Raw genomic sequence first — 22,227 nt, 5'->3', positions numbered from 1 at the left:
GCGGGACGCGGTCTGACGCTAGAGGCCGGCGCTGCGACGCGCGACGAGCCCGACCGCTGCCCAGTCGACGTCTGGACCGTCCTGCGCGATTGCCGCGCGGAGGTGATCGCGAACCACGCCGAGGACGGGCATCGGCGTGCGAAGCGTCCCTGCGGCGGCATCGACGAGGTTCATGTCCTTGAGCCCCAGCGGCGCGGCAAAGCCTGCCGGCGTGAAGCGGTCCTCGACGAGGATCTCGCCATAGGTCTTGTAGACCGGTGCCCCGAACAGCGTCCCCGTCAGCACTTCGAGCAGCATCGCGCGGTCGACCCCGCCCTTCTCCGCCAGCGTCATCGCCTCGGCCATCGACTCGATCGCCGCCATGATCATGAAATTGCCGCTGAGCTTGACGAGATTTGCCGCCGACGGTGCATCGCCGACGCGAAAGACGCGCTGGCCGATCGCCGCAAACAGTTCGTCGCACCGATCGATGCGCTCATCCGCCCCCGCCGCGACGACGAACAACGCCCCCGCCGCAGCGGCCGGTGGCCGTCCGAACACCGGCGCCGATACGAATCCCCCATCATTCCCCTGATCCGCCGTCAGCCGCTCGGCGAGCGCGACGCTGATCGTGCTGTGCGACACATGCAAGGCGGGGCAGCCGATAATGCCTCGCTCGCCGTATACGACCGTCTCCAGCGCGGCATCGTCGGCGAGCATCGTCATCACCACCTCGCCTTGCGCCGCGTCAGCCGGCGTCGCCGCCAGCGTCGCGCCGCGTGCCAGCAGCGGGTCAGCCTTTGCCGCCGACCGGTTCCACACGGTGACGTCATGTCCCGCGTCGATCAGGTTGGTCGCCATTGCGATCCCCATCTGGCCCAAGCCGATGAATCCGATCTTCATATGCCGTTGTCCTTGTCTCACCACGATGGCGGCGACCGCCACCTGTCCGTGCCAAAGCGACCAAGCCCTGCTCGCGTTCCGTCACGGCCAGCACGGGGCCGCCGCCCCGCGCGCCGGCACGTCCGGCAAACCCCGTGCGATCACTGGACGTTTTCCGCACCGGGCCTATATACCAAGCGGTATGAATAGGATTTGCGCATTCACCGCCCCGAAGGGCCGCCCTCGGGAGTTCGATCTCGATCAGGCGCTTGCGGCGGCTTTGCGCGTGTTCTGGCGGAACGGCTACGAAGCGGCATCGATGGCCGAGCTGACCGCCGAGATGAAGATCACCAAGCCAAGCCTGTATGCCGCGTTCGGCAACAAGGAAGCGCTGTTCCACAAGGCGCTCGACCTCTACGAGCGCGAGAAACTGGCCTATATGACGTCCGCGCTCGATGCACCCAGCGCGCGCGCGGTGGCCGAGCGGTTGCTGATGGGCGCGTTGCAGATGCAGACGAGCAGCTGCGATCCCAAGGGCTGTCTCGGCGTCATCAGTTCGGTCGCTTGCGGTGCCGAGGCCGAGCCGATCAAGACCGAGGTCGTCAAGCGGCGCGCATCCTCCGAGGCCGCGCTCATCCGCCGTTTCGACCAGGCCAAGGCTGCAGGCGAGTTTCCCCCCGGGCTCGAGTCGCCCGCGTTGGCGCGGTACCTGTTCGCGATCATGCAGGGGCTGGCTATCCAGGGAGGTTCGGGCGCGACGTGCGACGAACTGAAGCAACTCGTCGCGACGAGCATGATGGTCTGGCCGACGCGCTGAGACCGGTCGACATCTGCCGGCGACAGCGACGCGGTATGCGACCCGCTTAAATTACCGGCCAGTACAGAATGTGATTGACGCCTCTGCGTCCACTTAATATACCGACTGGTATTGAAGCTTCGACCGGGACCGGTTGACGTCTTCAGGGCCAGCTTCGGCGGCCCGACGGGAATTGGCACTACACGCCTCGATACAGACGAGCCTGCGATTGGACGCGTGCGTCACGCTTGCCGGCAGTGTCGATGCGCGATCACGGGACAAGGGGATTCAGCATGGCATATCTCGACCTCGACAACATGTTCGCCGCGCCCTCAGGGTGCCGCGCAGCCTCCGCCGCCGCCGCGCCGACGGGGTTCTCCGCGATCGAATGGAGCGTCATCGCGATGGCGAAGCGCGACACGTTGCGAAGCCTGACGACCCCCGGCCGTGTTTCGCGCGCGATGGGCAGCCTGTTTGGTCTGGGCGCTGCGTCGCGCCTCGCCGACCCGCGTCTCGAAGCGCTCCGCCGTCTTGCGGTCTATGCCTGGCGCCGCGGCTTCGCGCTGCCGACGGGCGAGATCGCCCGGTTCCTCGACGCGGGCTATACCGAAGCTCAGATCGAGACGCTCGTCATCAGCGTCACCGGCATGCGCGTCGGTTCGCAGTCAGCGCGCGCGGCGGCTTGACGCCAAATCCTGTTCAGGCTGCCGTCAGTCGATCGGCCGACCCGAACGGACCGGGCGCAACGCAACGAAGGCGAGCGCCAAGATCGGCAACGCGGCAATACATCCAATGATCGTCAGCATTACATTGCTCGCAGTCATACAGCCTCTCCATTATTTTTTGAGAAGCTAGACCGAGATCGCAACGCCATGCAAGCGCGTTGCGTGATCCGCGAACATCGCCGCGAGCGCGCGACACCGTCGCCCGGAGGCGGCTAGATCCCGTCGGGTGCGACCACCCGCCCCGCGGCCTCGAGATCGCGGACGAGATCGGCGATGCACCGGTCGACGAGGTCCGTGTCGGCGCTGCGCACCACGAAATTGGCGCCCGTCCGCCCGTCGCGGAAGAAGGGATAGCTGCCGATCGCAACGCCTTCATGCGCCTTTTCCGCATCGCGCAGCAGGTCGGCGACCTCGCTCTCGGCAACCCAGCAGCCGATCGTCCTCGACACCACGGGGCGACCGCCCTCGAGCGTCCCCGTCAGTGCGTCGAGCATGCCCGCGGTGATATGCGGGACACCCGCCATGATGAAGATGTTGCCGATCCGGATACCCGGCGCGCCCGATACCTTGTTGTCGATCAGTTCGGCCCCCGCAGGCGTCCGCGCCATCCGCGCGCGCGCTTCGCTCAGCCCGCCGCGGGTCGCGTAATAGCGCTCGAGGATCGCCATCGCGCGGGGATGATGCTCGACCGCAACACCGAGCGCCTCGGCGATCGCATCGACGGTGATATCGTCATGCGTCGGCCCGATCCCGCCGGTCGTGAACAGATAATCGTTGCGCGCGCGGAGCGTGTTGACCGCCTCGACGATCGCCTCCGTTCTGTCGGCGACCACACGCACTTCCGCCAGACGGATGCCCTGCACGTTGAGCCACGCCGCGATCTGCGCGACGTTCTTGTCCTGCGTCCGGCCCGACAGGATTTCGTCGCCGATGATCGTCAGCGCGGCCGTCCAGATGCGTTCCTGTCCCATGGCCTTTGCATAGCCTCGCAAAAGCTCCGCCGCCACGCTATATCCTTCACCATGACCGAATATGTAACCGTCACGTCCGACGCTCCCGAGGCACGCACCGGCGCCATCAAGCTTCATGGTCCCGCCGCGTTCGAGGGCATGATGAAGGCCGGCCGGCTTGCGGCCGAGACGCTCGACATGATCGTGCCGCACATGGTGCCAGGCGTAACCACGGCCGAGATCGACCGGCTGATCTACGACTTCGTGACCGCTGCGGGCGCCGTGCCAGCGACGCTCGGATATCGCGGCTACACCCACAGCGTCTGCATTTCGATCAACCATGTCGTCTGCCACGGCATTCCGAGCGAGAAGACGCTGAAATCGGGCGATATCGTCAACGTCGACGTCACCCCGCTGCTCGACGGCTGGCATGGCGACACGAGCCGGATGTACCTGATCGGCGACGTGCCGATCAAGGCGAAGCGGCTGGTCGAGGTCACGTATGAGTGCCTGATGCTGGGTATCGAGCAGGCGAAGCCCGGCAACCGCATGGGTGACGTCGCCAACGCGATCCAGCGTCATGCCGAAAAGCATCGCTACGGCGTGGTCCGGGATTTCTGCGGCCACGGCGTCGGCCGACTGTTCCACGACGCACCCGAGGTCGTCCATGTCGGCAAGCCCGGCACCGGCCCCGAACTGCGCCCCGGCATGATCTTCACGATCGAACCGATGATCAACATCGGTCGCCCCGACGTGAAGCTGCTCGACGACGGCTGGACGGCCGTGACGCGCGACCGCTCGCTGTCCGCCCAGTTCGAACATTCGATCGGGATCACCGAGACCGGCTGCGAGATTTTCACGCTCAGCCCCAAGGGCTACACGCAGCCGCCGTACGGCTGATTAGACCGGGCGCGCGGGCAATCGCCCCGCCCGTCATCGTGACGAAAGTCAGGATCCAAGGTAACCGAATGCTGCACTCTGTGGCTCTGGATCCTGACTTTCGTCAGGATGACGGGGTTTTCGACAAACGCCGGAGCCGCATAAATCCACCCTGCGCGCAATTTGTCGGGGCGCGCACAGGTGACGGGCGCGCCCTACCCCGCTAAAGCCCGCCCCATGACCGAGATCACGCCCCAGATCGTCGCCGACCACGGCCTGTCCCCCGAAGAATATGAGCGCGTCCTGCACGCGATCGGCCGCGAGCCCAATCTCGTCGAGCTCGGCATCTTCTCGGTGATGTGGTCCGAGCATTGCAGCTACAAGTCGAGCAAGATCCACCTGATGAAGCTGCCCACCAAGGGCGAGCGCGTCATCTGCGGCCCGGGCGAGAATGCCGGCGTCGTCGATATCGGCGACAACCAGGCGGCGATCTTCAAGATGGAGAGCCACAACCACCCGTCGTATATCGAGCCGTACCAAGGCGCGGCGACCGGCGTCGGCGGCATCCTGCGCGACGTCTTCACGATGGGCGCGCGGCCGATCGCCAATTTGAACGCGCTGCGCTTCGGCCGGCCCGATCATCCCAAGATGCGCCACCTGATCTCGGGCGTCGTCCACGGCATCGGCGGCTACGGCAATTGCGTCGGCGTGCCGACGGTCGGCGGCGAGGTGAACTTCCACAGTGCCTATGACGGCAACATCCTGGTCAACGCGATGACCGTCGGGATCGCCGATCAGGACAAGATCTTCTATTCGGCCGCCAGCGGCATCGGCAATCCGATCGTCTATGTCGGCTCCAAGACCGGTCGCGACGGCATCCACGGCGCGACGATGGCGAGCGCGGACTTCGGCGAGGATCTCGGATGCCAAGCGCCCGACCGTCCAGGTCGGCGATCCCTTCACCGAAAAGCTGCTGATCGAGGCCTGCCTCGAACTCATGGCGACCGACGTTATCGTCGCGATCCAGGACATGGGCGCAGCCGGCCTCACCTCCTCGTCAGTCGAGATGGCGTCGAAGGGCGGCGTCGGCATCGAACTCGTCATGGACGACGTGCCGCAGCGCGAAACCGGCATGACGCCGTACGAGATGATGCTGAGCGAGAGCCAGGAGCGCATGCTCATGGTCGTCAAGCCCGGTCGCGAGGCCGAGGCCGAGGCGATCTTCAAGAAGTGGGAGCTCGATTTCGCGGTGATCGGCCGCGTCACCGACACCGGCCGCATGGTGCTGACGTTCAAGGGCGAGACGGTCTGCGACATTCCGCTCGGGCCGCTCGCCGACGAGGCGCCGCTCTACGATCGCCCGCACGTGCCGACGCCCAAGCCCGCGCCGCTCAAGAACGCGCCGCACAGCAACGACATCGCCGCCGATCTGGTGACGCTGATGGGCTCGCCCGACATCGCCTCGCGCCGCTGGATCTGGGAGCAGTATGACCACATGGTCGGTGCCGACACGGTGCAGCGCCCCGGTGGCGACGCCGCGGTCGTCCGCGTCCACGGCACGCAGAAGGCGCTGGCGATGACCACCGACTGCACGCCGCGCTATTGCTTCGCCGATCCCGTCGAGGGCGGCAAGCAGGCGGTCGCCGAAGCATGGCGCAACCTCACCGCGGTCGGCGCGCTGCCGCTGGCGGTGACGAACTGCCTCAACTTCGCCAACCCGCAGCGGCCCGAGATCATGGGGCAGATCGTCGGCTGCCTCGAGGGGATGAGCGACGCGTGCATCGCGCTCGACTTCCCGATCGTCTCGGGCAACGTCTCGCTCTACAATGAATCCAAGGCGACCGGCGGCGGCTCGGCGATCCTGCCGACGCCCGCGATCGGCGCGATCGGCCTGCTCGCCGACTGGCAGAAGAATGCGACGATCGCGTTCAAGGGCTCGGGCGACATCATTCTCGCGGTCGGCACGCGCGGCGGGCATCTCGGTCAGTCGCTGTGGCTGCGCGAATGCCATGGTCGCGAACAGCGCGACGCCGGCCCACCGCCGCCCGTCGATCTCGCCGCCGAGCGCCGTGTAGGCGACCTGATCCGCGAGGCGATCAGCCTCGGCCAGCTGACCGCGGTCCACGACGTCTCGGACGGCGGCATCGCGGTAACGCTTGCCGAGATGGCGCTCGCGGGCGGCATTGGCGCGATGATCGACCGCAAGCAGCCGTTCGACTGCGCGCGCGCGTTCTTCGCCGAGGACCAGGGCGTCTACATCGTCACGGTCGAAGATCATGCGTTGCTCGACTTCCTCGGTGCGGCGCATGCTGCCGACGTCGAAGCCGAGCCACTCGGCCGCACGGGCGGCAAGCGCCTGATCTTCGAACGCCCCGACCGCGACGACGTCATCACGCTGGATACGCTTCGAACTGCACACGAAGGCTTCTTCCCCAAGCTCATGGGGACGGACGCAGCGCTGGCCTGAGTCAATCGATCCGGCGTGGCAGTGCCCCCACGCCGGACACCAGGCTTGTTGCGAATTAAACGCAAAAGCGCTTGCGACTGGTTCGCATTATCGCTAGATCATGCGCCTCATAGAGGAGCATTCATGGTCGTCTGCGTTTGCAATGCCATACGAGAATCCGATGTCCGCAGCTGCGCGCGGGGCGGATGCACCACGCCATGCCAGGCGTTTCGTTCACTCGGTCGTCGGCCGAAATGTGGGCAATGCACGTCGGTCGCGCGCGCGATCATCGAAGACGAACGCGCTGCTGCATAGCGTTTGCATCTAATAACTCTCGGAAATCGGCCAGTATCCGGGCTTGCCGTCTGGTCTGTCACCCCGCTACATGATCGCCAGAGGTGACGGAGATATGGCCATGCGCGGCGACCCCCAAGTAATCGACCTGCTCAACGAGGCGCTCAAGAACGAGCTGACCGCGGTGAACCAATATTGGCTCCACTACCGGATGCTCGAACATTGGGGGGTCTACAAGCTCGCCCAATATGAGCGCATGGAATCGATCGACGAGATGAAGCATGCCGACTGGCTGTCGGAGCGCATCCTGTTTCTCGATGGCCTTCCCAACTTCCAGCTGCTCGGCCGCCTGCGGATCGGCGAGACGGTCGAGGAGGTGCTGAAGTCGGACCTCGCGCTCGAGGTCGAGGCGACGGTCCAGCTGAAGGGCGCCATCGCCTATTGCGAGAGCGTGAAGGATTATATCAGCCGCGACCTGTTCGCGCGGATCCTCGCCAGCGAGGAAGAGCATGTCGACACGCTAGAGCGCCAGTTCGAGATGATCGCCCGGATGGGCATCCACAACTACATCCAGCTCAACTCGATTTCCGAGCACGACTCGCCCAAAGCCGGCGCAGCGCCCTATCTGAAGGCGTGAGCGACGCGGTATCCGCTGACCACGATCGCGAGCGATCGGGGTCAGCGGGCCGCGCGTCTTACAAGAACGATCGCGGCCTGACGGCGCGTTTATTCGGTGCCGAAACCGGTGGGTACGGCACGACGCCCGAAGCCACCGCCGACCGGACGGCGCGCGACCACCGGGTTGGCTTCGCGCTCGAGCAACGTCAGTGTTTCGCCGAACAGCGGGCGCAGCCGTGCGACATGCTCAAGCGCGGCCTCAGGCGTATCATGCACTTCAATACAGTCCCGCGCGATCGTCTCGATCGTTTCGGCGAGATCGGCGAGCGGCTCTGCGCCGAACTGGCGCGCCTCCCCCTTCAGCGTATGCGCGGGAATGATCAGCGCCGCCGCACTGCCCGCACGCATCGCCGCCTCGATCGCCGCGACGGACTTGACGCCATCCTCGCGGAAATAGCCGAGGATGCGGATGAACCCGCCCCCCAGTTCGCTGCGGGCCTGCTGAAACGCAGGCCAGTTGACCAGAGTGCTTCCCTCGAACGACACCGACACCTTCTCCCGTTCGGCTGGACTGCCATGAAGGACGTTCGCGACCTTATGGCGATTGTGTAAAGACAGTGTTGCCGACCGGCCGGCGTGTCACGACAAAAGTTGGCGCAACTGCATCCGTATTGATCGACATATCGGCGCCAGCCGCCGCGGCGACCAGCGCCAGCTCGGCAGGCGCCTGCGGATCGTCGGCAGCGATCGTCACCGCGTCCGCACCCTGCCGCAGCGCCTTGGCAAGCCGCACGGCGGGCCAGGGGCAGCGCAGTCCCCTGGCATCGATATGCATCATCCGCCGCCCCGCTTACTTGTCCTCGTCGTACGGGTTCTTCGGCGCGCGGAACATCAGCCGCACGGGCACCGCGCCGAAGCCCAGATCCTTGCGCATCGAGTTCACCAGATAGCGCTCATAGCTCGCGGGCAGCTGATCGACACGCGTGCCGAAGATGACGAAGCTCGGCGGACGCGACTTCACCTGCGTGACGTAGCGCATCTTGATCCGCTTGCCGCCCGGCGCGGGGGCGGCGTCGCCTCGATCGCGCGTTCGAACCAGCGGTTGAGCTCGCCCGTACCGACGCGCTTCGACCAGGCCTCGCGCGTGTCGAAGCACGCCTGAAGAAGCTGGTCGATCCCCTTGCCGGTCGCGCCCGACACGGTCATCACGGTCACGCCCTTGACCTGGCTCAGCCCGTCCTCAAGCGCGCGCTTGACGCCGTTGAACAGCGACGACGGGCTTTCCGCGACATCCCATTTGTTGAGCGCGATCACGAGCGCGCGCCCCTCCTGCAGGACCTTGTCCGCGATGCGCAGATCCTGCGCCTCGAGGCCCAGCGTGGCATCGAGCAACAAGACCACCACCTCGGCAAAGTCGACCGCGTGGAGCGCGTCCTCGACCGACATCTTCTCGAGCTTGTCCTGCACCTTGGCGCGCTTGCGCATGCCCGCGGTGTCGATCAGCCGGACCTTGCGCGCTTCGCCGCCGGTCGGATGCCAGTCATAGTCGACGCTGATCGAGTCGCGCGTGATCCCCGCTTCGGGCCCCGTGATCATCCGGTCCTCGCCGAGGATACGGTTGACCAGCGTGGACTTGCCCGCGTTCGGACGCCCCACGATCGCGAGCTTGAGCGGCCCCTCATATTCGTTGTCGGGCTGTTCCTCGGGAAGCTCGTCCTTGCCCTCGAGCAGCGGCAGCAGCGCCTCGAAAAGATCGCCCATCCCCTCGCCATGCTCGGCGGAGAGCTGGACGGGATCGCCGAAACCCAGCGCGAGCGACTCGAGGATACCGTCCTCGCCCGCGCGTCCCTCGGCCTTGTTCGCCGCCAGGATCACGGGAACGTCGGCGGTGCGCAGCCAGCGGGCGATCTCTTCGTCGAGCGGTACGATCCCCGCACGCGCGTCGAACAGGAACAGCGCGACATCGGCCTGGTTGACCGCCGCCTCGGTCTGCTGGCGCATCCGGCCCGGCAGCGTCTGCGCGTCGTGATCCTCGTATCCGGCGGTGTCGATGATGCGGAATTCAAGCCCGATCAGCGACGCGTCGCCCTCGCGACGATCGCGCGTGACGCCGGGGCGGTCGTCGACCAGCGCAAGCTTCTTGCCGACGAGGCGGTTGAAAAGGGTCGACTTGCCGACATTGGGGCGGCCGACGATTGCGACCACGGGGAGTTTGGACATGGCCCGCCCTTAGCGTGCGAAGCGGCCGTCGTCACCTGTTACCCCTCTCCCCCACGGGAGAGGGGCGCCGGGTTTAGCGATAGGCGGTGATCTTGCCCTTCTGGTCGAGCGTGTAGAGCGTCGAATTGGCCACGATCGGCGGCAGCGTGAACGGCGTCTTGGTCTCGATCGTGTTGGCGACCTTGCCGTCGCCGGGGTTGACCGAGACGATCTCGCCGCGGGAATTGGTGAGCAGCAGCCGCTCACCCGCGAGCACCGGACCGTACCAGGTCACGGGGCCCTTCTTCTTCTTCTCGTTGTCGAAGCGCTGGAGCTGCGCGATCCAGCGCGCCTTGCCGTTCGATCGCGAAAGGCAGACCAGCCGCGCGTCATCGGTCACGACGAACAGCCATTCGCCCGCGATCCACGGCGTCGAGATACCCGCGAAATTCTGCTCCCAAAGCCGCTGCCCGGTTGCCAGCTCGAGCGCCACCATGCGACCGCCCTGCCCGACCGCATAGACGCGCCCGCCGTCGATCACCGGCGCCGCATCGATGTCCGACAGGCTCGATACCGACGTCGTGATCGACGTGCGCGACAGTGCGTCCTGCCAGAGGATGCGGCCGTTCTCGTACCGGTACGCGCTGAGTTCGCCGCTCGAGAAGCCCGAGACGACCGTGCCCTGGCTGACCGCAGGCGCCGCGACGCCGAACACGCCCTGCGTTTCGAGCGTGCCCGACTGGACCCACTGGATCTTGCCGTCGCCCTGGTTGATGGAGAAGATCTGGTTGTCCTGCGTCAGGACATAGACCGCGCCGTTTGCAACCGTCGGCGAGCCGCGCAGCGGACCGCCCGGCTTCGCGCGCCACAGGATGGCGCCGTCCGAGGCGTTCATCGCGACGACGTCGCCGACGCCGTCGGTGGCGTAGACCTTGCCGTCGTCATAGCTCGCGCCGCCGCCGAAGCGCGCGGACTGGTTGGTCTTGCCCTCGGTGATCGACACCGTCCAGAGCGCGGCCCCGGTATCCGCGGCATAGGCATGGACCATGCCGCCGACGTCCATCGCGAACAGCTTGTTCTCGCCGACGACCGGCGATGCCGCCATGCGCTCGCGGTTCGAACCACCGTTGATCGTCGCCTGCCACGCACGGTTGAGCTGCGCGCCAAGCGCCAGCTGGCCCATCGACTTGGCCGGGTTGCCGCCGGGCTGCGCCCAGGCGTCGTTGACCGCCGGCGCGGGCAGCAGGACCTGGACGTCGGCGATCGTCGCGTCCGTCTCGACGCCGTTTTCCGAGGTCAGGATCGACACGCGGTCGCCGACCGTCGGTGTCTTCTTCACGCTACCCTTGAAGATACCGCAGCCGCTCAGTGCCATGAGCGCAGCCACTGCGACCGTCACCCGATAAGACTTCGTCATTGCGCTTTGGTATCCTCGTTAGAAGCAGTCCCGGTGTTCGATGCGGTTGGCGCTGCGCCGCTGGCTTTCGACGCCGCCGTATCGACCACGGCATCGACGCCCAGTACACCGGCCATCTGAACCGCGCGTTGACGGATCGTTTCCGGCACGCCCGCGTCGCGCGCGATCTGGCCGAACATGGCCCCCGCCTGCGGACGCTGGCCCTGTCGCAGATAGGCGACCGCGACCATTTCGCCCGCGCTCCCGAACCACGGATTGCCCGTGACCGCGAGGCGACGCAGCCGCTCGACGACGACCTGCGGCTTGAGCGTGTCATACTCCGCCGACGTCTGGCAGAATCAGGGCGAGATCACGGAACGGCTGGGCAACCGACGTGTCGGCGGCGATCGCCGCGAGCTTGGCCGCGCCGCCCTTCATATCTTCTTTCTGCAGCAGGATGTCGGCTTCGGTGAACCGCGCGAGTGCGCTGTATCCGGCAGTGTCCGACGTCGCCAACGGGGTCAGCGTCTTGCTCGCCTCGGCGACCTTGTCGGCGGACAGCGCGTCATAGGCGATCTGAAGCTGCTCGCCCTCGACACCCGCGGTGGTCTCGCGGCGGTGCTGCCAGTACATGTACCCCGCGAGCGCGACGAGTGCCGCGACAACGGCGACGGCGACCCACTTGCCCCAGGTCGTCCAGAACCCGGCGAGCTGGTCGCGGCGCAGCTCCTCGTCGACCTCACGGAGAAAGGCTTGATCGGTTTTCGGCGGCAGGGCCAAGGGTAACTCCGGAAACTATGGAGGGAACAAAACCGGGAATGGCTGTGAAGAGGCGGGACCTTAGCGGCCACTCGGACGAAACGGAAGCCGGATCGATCCTGCCCCCGCGCCCGCCCCTCCTGCGCGCATCAGTCCTTTGGTGCGTAGGTCTGATCGGGTCCGGGAAACGCGCGCGACCGGACATCGGCGGCATAGGTTTCCGCCGCGCCCGAAATCTTCGAGGCAAGATCCTCGAACCGCTTCACGAACCGCGCGGTCCGGTCGAACAGGCCAAGCATGTCCTCGGCGACAAGGACCTGTCCGTCGCACAGGGCGGATGCACCGATGCCGATCGTCGGACAGGCGACGGTGCGGGTGATCTCGATCGCGATAGGTTCGACGACGCCCTCGATGACGAGCGCGAACGCACCCGCCTCGGCGACCGCCTGCGCATCGGCGACGATCTTCGCAGCCTCTTCGGGCGTCCGCCCGCGCGCGCCGTAGCCGCCCAGGATATTCACCGCCTGCGGCGTCAGCCCGACATGGCCCATGACCGGGATCCCGCGCTCGGTCAGGAACTTGACGGTCGGCGCCATCGCCGTGCCGCCTTCGAGCTTCACCGCGGCGGCACCCGTCTGCTTGAGCAGCCAGGCGGCGCTCTCGAACGCCTTTTCGGGCGATGCCTCATAGCTGCCGAACGGCATGTCGATCACGACCACCGCGTGATAGCTGCCCCGGACCACCGCGGCACCATGCGCCGCCATCATCTCCAGCGTCACCGGCACGGTCGACGGCAGCCCGTAGATGACCTGCCCCAGGCTGTCGCCGACGAGCAGCATGTCACAGTGTGGATCGAGCAGCTGCGCATTGCGGACGGTGTACGCGGTCAGCATCACCAGCGGGGTCGCCCCCTTCTGGCGGCGGATCGCCGGGATCGTCAGCCGCTTGAGCGGGGCCGGGGTCGGGTTCGCGCGACTCGTCGCGGTATCGAGGGTGTAGGTCGTTGACATGCCGCTATCCTAGCGTCCGCAACGCCGCTCGCCCAGACCACGTCCCGTTCGCGTCGCAAGCCCGCGTCAGACCGTCCAGCTGTTGCGCCGCGCATGCGTCGCGAGCCGGATCGCCGCGAGCGCGATCAGGGCGATCATGAGGGGGACCGCCAGCGTCTCGGCCATCCCCTTTTGCGCCACGATATCGGTCGCCGTGAAAAGCCAGCCGAACTGGACGACGATGGCGAGCAGCGAGGCGATGAGAAAGGGGCGGGCCGCGGCGCGGCGCATGAACAGCAGGATCGCACCGACCAGCCCGGTCAGCACCGCCGTGGCGAACACCGGATCATACCAGCCGGGCAACGCCGCATACAGCGCCCGGTCGTAATCGGTCGCGGCGCCCATCGCGTCCGCGCCCAGTCGCATTTGCTGGATACAGCTGAAGCAGCCGATCAGCGCCCACAGGACCAGCAGGACGGTAGCGATCCTGAACCACATCGGCCCCCGCCTCACGAAGATCATTCCCGTCTGCCCTGTCCCACTGCACCCGATGGCGCCCTGTTAATTCAGGTTAACAGACTGCGCCGGACTGGCGGGATAGGCAAGCGCGACGCTCAGACGATCTCGACGCCTTTCCAGAAAGCATAGCGTCCCTTGATCGGCGCGGCCTTGGCGGAGGGCTCGGGGTAATACCATGCCGCGTCGACGTTGCGCTTGCCGTCGACAACCAGCGTCTTGTAGCTCGCCACTCCCTTCCACGGGCAATTCGACTGGGTCGGGCTGTCTTCGAGCAGCGCGGCATCCACGCTGTCGGCGGGGAAATAGTGATTGCCCTCGACGACGACCGTATCGTCCGAGCTCGCGATCACGCGACCGTTCCACTGTGCTTTTGGCATCGACTCGATCCTCAGTTGTTTCCCAGCCCCGCCGCCTCATAGCGCTCGGGCTTGAACCCGAACAGCAGCGTGGCACCGGTGTCGAGCACGGGACGCTTGATCGTCGAGGGCTGCGCGATCATCAGCGCGACCGCCTTATCGGTGTCGAGATCGGCCCGATCGCCCTCGGGCAGCTTGCGGAACGTCGTCGACGCGCGGTTCAGCACGGCATCGAGGCCGGCACGGTCGATCCAGTCCATGAGATGTCCGGCATCGATCCCGGCGGTCTTAAAATCGTGGAATGCATGGGCGACACCCTGTGTATCGAGCCACGTCCGTGCCTTCCGAACCGTGTCGCACTGCTTGATTCCGAACATCGTGATCGTCAAAACACCCCTCCCTTTCGACGCCTGAAGCATCGGTGCGGCCGCACCAAGGCGCCTCGCGTCATAGCGACCCGGCCCCGCCTTTCCCATCGTCAATGCGGGCCCGAGCGCGCAGCCTGCCCGCCAGCGCAGACACCGCCGCGGCGGGGATGGCGAGGATACACAGGATCATCATCCCGCCGATCATCAGCGCGCCGGGTTGCGCATGCACGGCCATCACCAGCAGTTGCGCGACGGTGACGACCGCCCCGGCGAGTCCCCAGCGCGATCGCAGCACAAAACCCGCGACCGCCGACAATGCCAACGAAACGGGATACCAGAGCCGCCAATAGCCACCCGCATCCCAGGGCTCCGCCACGCCGGACCACTGACCCACCAGCTGCCAGTACAACGCGCTCACGAACAAAAGCGCGAAAAGCCGGATCGAGCGGGTCTTCATGCCCCCCGCCTTCTCACGATATGCCGCGCGGCGCCACTGTGTGCACAGCGACTGCGGTGCGCCGCGGTCCTTTTTCGCAAGCCTCCGCCCTTTTTCGCAAGCCGGTGGCGTGGCGCGCCGGGGGCGTTTATCGGAGGCGCATGACGCATCCATTCTACGCGATCCATAGCCACGGGCTGATCCGGGTTGCCGCAGCGACCCCGCGGGCTTCGGTGGGCGATACCGCCGCCAACGCCGCAGCGACGATCGCGCTCGCGCAGGAGGCGGATGACCGCGGCGTCGACCTCGTCGTGTTCCCCGAACTCAACCTCACTTCCTATGCGATCGACGATCTCCACCTCCAGACCGCACAGCAACGCGCGACGCTCTCGGCGATCGCTACGGTCGTTGCGGCGAGCGCGACGCTGCGGCCGGTATTGCTCGTCGGTGCGGCGCTGGTGCGTGGCGGGCGGCTCTACAATTGTGCGCTGGCGATCGCGCGCGGGCGCGTTCTCGGCGTGGTGCCGAAGTCGTTCCTGCCCAATTACCGCGAATTCTACGAAAAGCGCTGGTTCGCGAGCGGCGCGGGGCTGGCCGGCCTGACGATCGAGCTTGGCGGTGAAACCGTGCCGTTCGGGACCGACCTGACCTTCGCCGCGCGCGATCTGCCGGGTTTCGTCTTCCATGCCGAGATCTGCGAGGATTACTGGGCGCCCACTCCGCCCTCGACCATGGGCGCGCTCGCCGGCGCGCTGATCTGCTGCAACCTGTCCGCCTCGAACATCGTCATCGGCAAGGCGCGCGAACGGGCGATGCTGGCCGCGGCACAGTCGGCGCGCGCGGTGTGCGCCTATGTCTATGCCGCCGCGGGACCGGGCGAGAGCACGACCGAAGTCGCGTGGGACGGCCAGGGACTGATCCACGAGCTTGGCGAACAGCTCGCCGAGTCGAAGCGGTTTGCGACCGAGCCGGAGCTTGTCGTCGCGGACGTGGATTGCGAGCGGATCACGCAGGAACGCCTGCGCTTCGGCACGTTCAACGACGCCGCGGTCCTCGCCGGCCACCCCGAAACGCGCATGCGACGGATCGCGTTCGATCACGCACCGGGCCACGACGACACCTCGTTCGCCCGCACGGTGCGCCGCTTTCCGTTCGTCCCTAACGACCCGGCGCGGCGTGACGAGGACTGTTACGAGGCGTTCAACATCCAGGTCGAGGCGCTGTCGAAACGGCTGGTGGCGGCGCATGCCGAGACGATCGTGATCGGTGTCTCGGGCGGGCTCGACTCGACGCACGCGCTGATCGTCGCGGCCAAGGCGATGGACCGGCTCGGCCGCCCGCGCACGAACATCCTCGGCTTCACGATGCCCGGTTTCGCGACCGGCGAAGGCACGAAGGCCAATGCCTGGGCGCTCATGCGCGCGCTCGGCATCACCGCGGAGGAGATCGACATCCGCCCCGCCGCGCAGCGCATGCTGGAGGATATCGGCCACCCCTTCAGCGACGGCGAACCCGTCTACGACATCACCTTCGAGAATGTGCAGGCGGGGTTGCGCACCGATTACCTCTTCCGCCTGGCGAACCAGCGCCGTGGGATCGTGCTCGGCACGGGCGATCTCAGCGAGATGGCGCTCGGCTGGTGCACCTACGGCGTCGGCGACCAGATGAGTCATTATGCGGTCAACAGCGGCGTGCCCAAGACGCTGATCCAGTTCCTGATCCGCTGGTGCATCCGGACCGACCAGTATGACGCGACGACCGACGCGATCCTGTCGACGATCCTCGCGCAGGAAATCTCGCCTGAGCTCGTGCCCGCCGGTGCGGACGGCGCGTTGCAGAGCACCGAGTCGATGATCGGGCCCTATGCGCTCAACGACTTCTTCGCGCATTACGTGATCCGCCACGGCCTCGCGCCGTCGAAGATCGCGTTTCTGGCGTGGCACGCATGGCGCGACGCGTCGGTGGGCGCATGGCCCGCGGACCTCCCCGTCACGGCCCGCGTCGCATATGACCTGCCGACGATCCGGCACTGGCTCGAGAAGTTCCTGCACCGCTTCTTCACGACCAGCCAGTTCAAGCGCTCGGCCATGCCCAACGGCCCGAAGGTCTCCGCGGGCGGCGCGCTGTCGCCGCGCGGGGACTGGCGCGCACCGTCCGACGGAAACGCCACGCTATGGATCGAAGAATTGCGGTCAGGCGTTCCAACGGGTTAACCGCGCCATCTTGCATAAGTCTCAAGCGGCGCGCATTATGAAAATCCTATGACAGTGGCTCCACCGGATGGATCGCGCGATCGCCGGATCGAGATCCCATCTAACCTTTGGCTGATTCACCCGGCAGGCCGCGCGCTTTTGCCGATCGCGCTCGCGCGTCGCGTGTCGGCCAACGCGGTGTCGATAGCCGGGCTCTGCCTCGGCGGCCTCGCTGCCTTTTCGTACATGCAGTGGGATCGACCGGCCTTTGCGGTGCTGGGTCTCGTGCTTTCCGTGGGCTGGTTGATCGCCGACGGTCTGGACGGGATGGTCGCACGCGCCACCAAGACCGCGAGCCCCCTAGGACGCATGCTCGACGGGCTTTGCGATCACGGCGTCTTCGCGCTGATCTATGTCGCGCTGGCGGTGACGGCCGGCACCGCGGAGGGGTGGGTCCTCGCCTTTGCCGCCGGTGGCGCGCATGCGGTGCAGTCCAATCTGTATGAAGGCGAGCGCTCGCGGTTCCATCGCCGGATCAAGGGAGTGGCGCTTGCCGCGCCGCCCGTCCCGACGGGCAATGCGCTGGTCCGCTTCTATGATGGCGTCGCCAGCCGCATCGACCGGATCGCGATGCCGTTCGAACGCGCGCTGGGCCAGGCGGCCGATCCGGTCGAGCTCGGTCATCGCTACGCGGTCCGCGCCGTCGCGCCGCTGCGCTTCATGGCCTTGCTTACCGCGAATGTCCGGGTATGGGCGATCTTCGTCGCCTGCTTCGCCGGCAACCCACGCATCTTCTGGTGGTTCGAGATCGTCCCTCTGACGCTCGTCGCCATCGTCGGGCTCGTCTGGCACCGTCGTGTCGAGCGCGCTTTCGTTCGTAATACCACAACGCCGCGACCAAAGACCGCGTCGCGCATGCATCTTTCTTAAGGAACAGGGTCAATAATGAATAGCATTCGGATCGCCGTGGTCGGCATCGGCAACTGCGCGAGCTCGCTCGTGCAGGGTCTCGAGCATTATCGCGAGGGGGCCAACGACCAGGTCGGCCTGATGCATTTCGACATGGGCGGCTACAAGCCGAGCGACATCAAGGTCGTCGCGGCCTGGGATGTCGATCGTCGCAAGGTGGGCAAGGACGTCGCCGAGGCGATCTTCGCCAAGCCCAACTGCACCGCGGTGTTCGCACCCAATGTCGGCAACACCGGCACGATCGTGAAGATGGGCAAGACGCTGGACGGCGTCGCCGACCACATGGCCGACTTCAAGGACGACCGCACGTTCCTCCTCGCCGACGCCGCAGAGCCGACGCGTGAGCAGGTCATCGCGGATCTGAAGGCGTCGGGCGCCGACGTTCTGATGAACTACCTGCCCGTCGGTTCGCAGGAAGCGACCGAATTCTACGCCGAGTGCGCGATCGAGGCGGGCGTTGCGTTCGTCAACAACATCCCCGTCTTCATCGCATCGAACCCCGTCTGGGCGAAGAAGTTCGAGGACGCCGGCGTCGCGATCATCGGCGACGACATCAAGGCACAGCTTGGCGCGACGATCGTCCACCGCGTGCTCACCGACCTGTTCGCCAAGCGCGGCGTGAAGCTGGATCGCACCTACCAGCTCAACACCGGCGGCAACACCGACTTCCTCAACATGTCGAACCATCGCCGTCTCGAGTCGAAGAAGATTTCGAAGACCGAAGCCGTCCAGTCGGTCGCGGCCGAGCGCATGGACGACGACAACGTCCATATCGGCCCGTCGGATTACGTGCCGTGGCAGAACGACAACAAGGTCTGCTTCCTGCGCATGGAAGGCCAGCTGTTCGGCGGCGTGCCGATGAACCTCGAGCTGCGCCTCTCGGTCGAGGACAGCCCCAACTCGGCGGGTGTCGCGATCGACATGATCCGCTGCGCCAAGATCGCCAAGGACCGCGGCATCGCCGGCGTGATCGATCCCGCCTCGGCCTATTTCTGCAAGCACCCGCGCACGCAGATGACCGACGATCTCGCGCAGATCGAAGTCGAGCGGTTCATCAAGGCCGCCTGACATGATCGAGACGGCTGTCATCCTCGCCGCCGGGGAAGGCAGCCGCCTTCGTTCCTCCGCCCCGTACAAGCCGCTCTGCGCGGTGGCGGGGCGGCCGCTGATCGCGCACGCGCTTGAGGGACTGGCTGCTGCCGGCATCAAGCGCGCATTCGTGACGGTCAGCTATGGCCGCGACGCGATCGAGGCGTATCTTGCCAGCCATAACTGGCCGCTGATCGTCGAAACGATCGCCGCCGACCATCGTCAGCCCAACGGCGTTTCCGTCCTGGCTGCCGGCACCGCGCTCCAGGGCGAGGAGGCCGTGCTTGCGATGTGCGACCACCTCGTCGTCCCAACGCTCTATGCGCGGATGGCGAAGGCGGGCGCGGGGGACGGACTGCGGCTCGGCATCGACCGCCGGCTCGGCCATCCCTGGGTCGATCCCGAAGACGTCACCTGCGTCGCGACCGATGGCAGCATGATCACTGCGATCGGCAAGGGCCTCGAACCGCACGATGCCTATGACACGGGCGTGTTCGCGATCGGGCCAGCACTGATCGCCGCGCTGGCGACGCTCAAGGCGCCGTCGCTGACCGAGGGCGTCCGTATCCTCGCCGCCCGCGGCACCGCGCGGGTCGTCGATTGCAGCGACCTCGACTGGATCGACGTCGACGACGCACCGGCGCTGGCCAAGGCCGAACAGTGGATGACCCAGGCGGCCTGAACCGCCCGAAGCACGACTTCCCTCACCCCAGCGGCTCGTCGATCGACTGTGGTGGCGTGCTGAACCAGCGTGGGCCGGCATCGGTCATGTGGAAACAATCCTCGATCCGGATGCCGTAGCGGCCGGGGCTGTAGATCCCCGGCTCGTCGCTGAAGCACATGCCCGCCGCGAGCCGCGTCGTCTCGCCGCGGACGAGGTTGACCGGCTCGTGCCCATCCATGCCGATCCCGTGGCCCGTCCGGTGCGACAGGCCCGGCAATACATAGCCGGGGCCGTAGCCGAGCGTCTCGTAATAGCGGCGGACCGCATCGTCGACGCTCCCCGCGGTGGCCCCGATCCGCGCCGCAGCAAAGGCGACCTGCTGGCCGCGTGCGACCTGATCCCATACCTTGCGCTGGTCGGCCGACGCGGCACCGTGGACCCAGCTGCGCGAGATGTCGGACTGATAGCCCTGCACCGTGCAGCCGCAGTCCATCAGCACCACCTGTCCGTCCGCAATGCGGTGAACCTCCCGGCTGCCATGGGGATAGGCCGACGCCTCGCCGATCAGCGCCAGCGCGAATTCGGGCGCGCCGCCGAGTTTCCTGGTCGCCGCCGTCATCAGCGCGCCGATTTCGGCACCGGTCATGCCCGTCTCGACTCGCGGCTTTGTCCAGCGATAGGCGGCGAGCGTCACGTCGGTCGCGATCTGCATCAGCGCGATCTCGGCGGGCGTCTTGATCATCCGACAGCCACGGACGACCGGATTGGCGGAGACGATCGTCACCCCCGGCAGCGCGCGTGTCAGCCCGTCCGAGGCGAAGAAGCGGACCGTCTCCTCAACCGCGACCGGTCGCCCTGCCAGCTTGCGATCGCGCAGGAACCCCGCCACCACAGCCAGCGGATTCTGGTCCTCCTGCCACACGCGCACTTCGGCCGGCACCGGAAGCGTCTCGCGCACCGACGGTTCCTCGAAGAACGGCGTGACGATGCACGGCTCGCCCTCGACCGGCAGGATCGCCGCGGTCAGCCGTTCGCTGCGCCCCCAGCGTACGCCGGTGAAATAGATCATCGACGATCCCGGCTCGATCAGCACCGCGCCGATGCCCGCCGCCTTCATCAGCATCTGCGCGCGCGCCAGCCGGGCCGCGCGTTCGGCGGCATCGATCGGCCTGGCCGCGCCGGTGATATCGGACAGCGCCGACAGGTCGGGCTCGGCCGCGCGCAGGACCGCGCCGAACGACAGCAGCGGGAGCGCGGCCGCGGCACCGAGCAGGTGACGACGGGTGGGGAAATTGGACGGGATCGACATCGCCGGACGATAGGGTCCTTGACCCGGGCGCCGCAATCCCCTTCCCTCGCCGGCGAGTTTCGGGAGCGATTAATGGCCAAGCGGCTTACCTATTACATATTGTTCGGGCTGGTCGCGGGCATGGCCGTCGGCTGGATCCTGAACGCGTCGATCGACGACGGCACGGCGCAGTCCGCGGCGCAACTGAAGGACATCGCGGGCTATTTCTCGATCGTGACGTCGCTGTTCCTGCGGCTGATCAAGATGATCATCGCCCCGCTGGTCTTCTCGACGCTCGTCGTCGGCATCGCGCATATGGGCGATACCGGCGCGCTTGGCCGCGTGGGCCTGCGCAGTCTCGGCTGGTTCATCTGCGCAAGCCTGTTGTCGCTGACGCTCGGCATGATCCTCGTGAACGTGCTCCAGCCGGGTGTCGGGCTTGCGCTTGCGATTCCGCCCGCGACCGCCTCCAGCGGAGTCGATGCCGCGGCGTTCGATCTGGCGAAGTTCATCTCGCACATCGTCCCCGACTCGATGATCGCGGCGATGGCGAGCAACGAGATCCTTCAGATCGTCGTGTTCTCGGTGTTCGTCGGCGTGGCGATCACCGCGGTCGGCGAGAAGGCCGCCCCGCTCGTCAAGGCGATCGAGGCGCTCGTCGCGGTCATGCTGCAGATCACCAATTATGTGATGCGGTTCGCACCGTTCGCGGTCTTCGCCGCCGTCACCGCGACGCTTGCCGAACGGGGCCCGAGCATCCTCGGCGATCTCGGCTATTTCATGCTGACCTTCTATCTCGGGCTCGCGCTGCTCTGGGTGATGCTGATCGGGATCGCCTTCGTGCTGATCGGCCCGCGCACGCGGCTGTTGGTGCGCTATATCCGCGATCCGCTGATCCTCGCCTTCTCCGCGGCGTCGTCGGAGGCTGCGTATCCGCGGACGCTCGAGGCGCTCGACCGGTTCGGCGTGCCGCCGCGGATCGCCAGCTTCGTGCTGCCGCTCGGCTATTCTTTCAACCTCGACGGGTCGATGATGTACATGACGTTCGCGTCGCTGTTCATCGCGCAGGCTTACGGCATCGACATGCCGATCGGGCAGCAGATCGCGATGCTGCTCGTGCTGATGGTGACGTCGAAGGGGATTGCCGGCGTGCCGCGCGCGTCGCTCGTGGTCATCGCGGGCACGCTGTCGATGTTCAAGATCCCCGAGGCGGGCATCCTGCTGATCCTCGCGGTCGACCATTTCCTCGACATGGGCCGCTCGGCGACGAACGTCATCGGCAATGCGGTCGCAGCGACGGTGGTCGCGAAATGGGAGGGCGGGCTCGACGAACGCGAACCCGCCGATCGCGATCCGCCCGCGGCACCGACCGGCCACGGGCCTAAGGTGAATATCGACAGCTACGACAAGATCGGACCGGGACAGGCCTGAACA

23 protein-coding genes and 2 pseudogenes are annotated in these 22,227 nt (G+C 66.6%); 11 read left to right on the top strand and 14 right to left on the bottom strand.

Annotated elements, in window-relative coordinates:
- Positions 1-18: 18 nt before the first annotated feature.
- Positions 19-882 (bottom strand): NAD(P)-dependent oxidoreductase, encoded by an 864-nt coding sequence (locus QP165_RS15680; protein WP_333996316.1) that lies wholly within the window; start codon positions 880-882, stop codon positions 19-21.
- Positions 883-1,063: 181 nt separating this feature from the next.
- On the opposite strand from QP165_RS15680, the gene QP165_RS15675 reads away from it, so the two are divergent.
- Entirely contained in the window at positions 1,064-1,678 is a 615-nt protein-coding gene (locus tag QP165_RS15675) for a TetR/AcrR family transcriptional regulator (RefSeq protein ID WP_056021153.1), read from the top strand.
- Positions 1,679-1,950: 272 nt separating this feature from the next.
- Positions 1,951-2,343, top strand: a complete 393-nt coding sequence (locus QP165_RS15670) for a hypothetical protein (protein WP_333996315.1) — start codon at positions 1,951-1,953, stop codon at positions 2,341-2,343.
- A 251-nt stretch (positions 2,344-2,594) separates the two neighbouring features.
- Here the strand turns inward: QP165_RS15670 and QP165_RS15665 are convergent, their stop codons facing one another.
- Entirely contained in the window at positions 2,595-3,353 is a 759-nt protein-coding gene (locus tag QP165_RS15665; RefSeq protein ID WP_056021146.1) for a competence/damage-inducible protein A, read from the bottom strand.
- A gap of 51 nt (positions 3,354-3,404) precedes the next feature.
- On the opposite strand from QP165_RS15665, the gene map reads away from it, so the two are divergent.
- The 4 genes and pseudogenes from map (at position 3,405) to bfr (ending at position 7,588) form a co-directional block, all read left to right on the top strand.
- Entirely contained in the window at positions 3,405-4,232 is an 828-nt protein-coding gene (gene map / locus QP165_RS15660) for a type I methionyl aminopeptidase (protein ID WP_333996314.1), read from the top strand.
- Between the two features lie 216 nt (positions 4,233-4,448).
- Positions 4,449-6,678 (top strand): annotated as a pseudogene (gene purL, locus QP165_RS15655) (phosphoribosylformylglycinamidine synthase subunit PurL).
- 123 nt (positions 6,679-6,801) lie between these two features.
- The gene (locus QP165_RS15650) at positions 6,802-6,972 is read left to right on the top strand and encodes a (2Fe-2S)-binding protein (RefSeq protein WP_082445953.1); all 171 of its coding nucleotides are present in this window, start codon (positions 6,802-6,804) and stop codon (positions 6,970-6,972) included.
- Between the two features lie 100 nt (positions 6,973-7,072).
- On the top strand, positions 7,073-7,588 hold the full coding sequence (gene bfr, locus QP165_RS15645; protein WP_056022246.1) for a bacterioferritin: 516 nt from the start codon (positions 7,073-7,075) through the stop codon (positions 7,586-7,588).
- Between the two features lie 89 nt (positions 7,589-7,677).
- Here bfr and QP165_RS15640 read toward each other — a convergent pair whose 3' ends face one another.
- The 11 genes and pseudogenes from QP165_RS15640 to QP165_RS15590 all read right to left on the bottom strand — a co-directional run bounded on the left by QP165_RS15640 (position 7,678) and on the right by QP165_RS15590 (position 14,612).
- On the bottom strand, positions 7,678-8,115 hold the full coding sequence (locus QP165_RS15640; RefSeq protein ID WP_082446028.1) for an Hpt domain-containing protein: 438 nt from the start codon (positions 8,113-8,115) through the stop codon (positions 7,678-7,680).
- Positions 8,116-8,164: 49 nt separating this feature from the next.
- Entirely contained in the window at positions 8,165-8,404 is a 240-nt protein-coding gene (locus tag QP165_RS15635) for a sulfurtransferase TusA family protein (protein WP_333996313.1), read from the bottom strand.
- Between the two features lie 15 nt (positions 8,405-8,419).
- Positions 8,420-9,789 (bottom strand): annotated as a pseudogene (gene der / locus QP165_RS15630) (ribosome biogenesis GTPase Der).
- A gap of 73 nt (positions 9,790-9,862) precedes the next feature.
- Positions 9,863-11,185, bottom strand: coding sequence for a PQQ-binding-like beta-propeller repeat protein (locus QP165_RS15625; protein WP_056021131.1), 1,323 nt, complete (start codon positions 11,183-11,185; stop codon positions 9,863-9,865).
- Positions 11,182-11,364, bottom strand: coding sequence for a hypothetical protein (locus QP165_RS15620; protein WP_333996312.1), 183 nt, complete (start codon positions 11,362-11,364; stop codon positions 11,182-11,184). Before QP165_RS15620 ends, QP165_RS15625 begins: the two co-directional genes overlap by 4 nt.
- Positions 11,365-11,497: 133 nt before the next feature.
- Entirely contained in the window at positions 11,498-11,944 is a 447-nt protein-coding gene (locus tag QP165_RS15615) for a tetratricopeptide repeat protein (RefSeq protein WP_333996311.1), read from the bottom strand.
- Between the two features lie 128 nt (positions 11,945-12,072).
- Complete coding sequence (panB, locus tag QP165_RS15610) at positions 12,073-12,933, bottom strand: 3-methyl-2-oxobutanoate hydroxymethyltransferase (protein ID WP_333996310.1); 861 nt, start codon at positions 12,931-12,933, stop codon at positions 12,073-12,075.
- A 66-nt stretch (positions 12,934-12,999) separates the two neighbouring features.
- Complete coding sequence (locus tag QP165_RS15605; RefSeq protein ID WP_333996309.1) at positions 13,000-13,410, bottom strand: hypothetical protein; 411 nt, start codon at positions 13,408-13,410, stop codon at positions 13,000-13,002.
- Between the two features lie 116 nt (positions 13,411-13,526).
- The gene (locus QP165_RS15600; protein WP_333996308.1) at positions 13,527-13,808 is read right to left on the bottom strand and encodes a DUF427 domain-containing protein; all 282 of its coding nucleotides are present in this window, start codon (positions 13,806-13,808) and stop codon (positions 13,527-13,529) included.
- Between the two features lie 11 nt (positions 13,809-13,819).
- Positions 13,820-14,176: an arsenate reductase gene (locus tag QP165_RS15595; protein ID WP_333996307.1), complete on the bottom strand. Its 357-nt coding sequence runs from the start codon at positions 14,174-14,176 to the stop codon at positions 13,820-13,822.
- 58 nt (positions 14,177-14,234) lie between these two features.
- Complete coding sequence (locus QP165_RS15590; RefSeq protein WP_333996306.1) at positions 14,235-14,612, bottom strand: hypothetical protein; 378 nt, start codon at positions 14,610-14,612, stop codon at positions 14,235-14,237.
- A gap of 140 nt (positions 14,613-14,752) precedes the next feature.
- On the opposite strand from QP165_RS15590, the gene QP165_RS15585 reads away from it, so the two are divergent.
- Genes QP165_RS15585 through QP165_RS15570 form a run of 4 tightly spaced genes read left to right on the top strand, consistent with a single transcriptional unit; the run spans position 14,753 to position 19,523 of the window.
- Positions 14,753-16,804, top strand: a complete 2,052-nt coding sequence (locus QP165_RS15585; RefSeq protein WP_333996305.1) for an NAD(+) synthase — start codon at positions 14,753-14,755, stop codon at positions 16,802-16,804.
- 48 nt (positions 16,805-16,852) lie between these two features.
- Positions 16,853-17,713, top strand: a complete 861-nt coding sequence (locus tag QP165_RS15580; RefSeq protein ID WP_333996304.1) for a CDP-alcohol phosphatidyltransferase family protein — start codon at positions 16,853-16,855, stop codon at positions 17,711-17,713.
- A gap of 15 nt (positions 17,714-17,728) precedes the next feature.
- The gene (locus QP165_RS15575; protein WP_056021109.1) at positions 17,729-18,820 is read left to right on the top strand and encodes an inositol-3-phosphate synthase; all 1,092 of its coding nucleotides are present in this window, start codon (positions 17,729-17,731) and stop codon (positions 18,818-18,820) included.
- A 1-nt stretch (position 18,821) separates the two neighbouring features.
- Complete coding sequence (locus QP165_RS15570) at positions 18,822-19,523, top strand: phosphocholine cytidylyltransferase family protein (protein ID WP_333996303.1); 702 nt, start codon at positions 18,822-18,824, stop codon at positions 19,521-19,523.
- Positions 19,524-19,545: 22 nt separating this feature from the next.
- On the opposite strand, the gene QP165_RS15565 is transcribed toward QP165_RS15570, so the two are convergent.
- The gene (locus QP165_RS15565) at positions 19,546-20,814 is read right to left on the bottom strand and encodes a M24 family metallopeptidase (RefSeq protein ID WP_333996302.1); all 1,269 of its coding nucleotides are present in this window, start codon (positions 20,812-20,814) and stop codon (positions 19,546-19,548) included.
- A gap of 72 nt (positions 20,815-20,886) precedes the next feature.
- Here QP165_RS15565 and QP165_RS15560 point away from each other — a divergent pair, with 72 nt between their 5' ends.
- The gene (locus tag QP165_RS15560; RefSeq protein WP_056021103.1) at positions 20,887-22,224 is read left to right on the top strand and encodes a dicarboxylate/amino acid:cation symporter; all 1,338 of its coding nucleotides are present in this window, start codon (positions 20,887-20,889) and stop codon (positions 22,222-22,224) included.
- Positions 22,225-22,227: the final 3 nt, after the last annotated feature.

The organism is Sphingomonas sp. 22R3R2A-7 (genome assembly GCF_036856055.1).
Classification (GTDB): Bacteria; Pseudomonadota; Alphaproteobacteria; order Sphingomonadales; family Sphingomonadaceae; genus Sphingomonas.
Note: the sequence above shows the minus strand (reverse complement) of the source record. Positions and strands in the feature narration are given on the sequence as shown.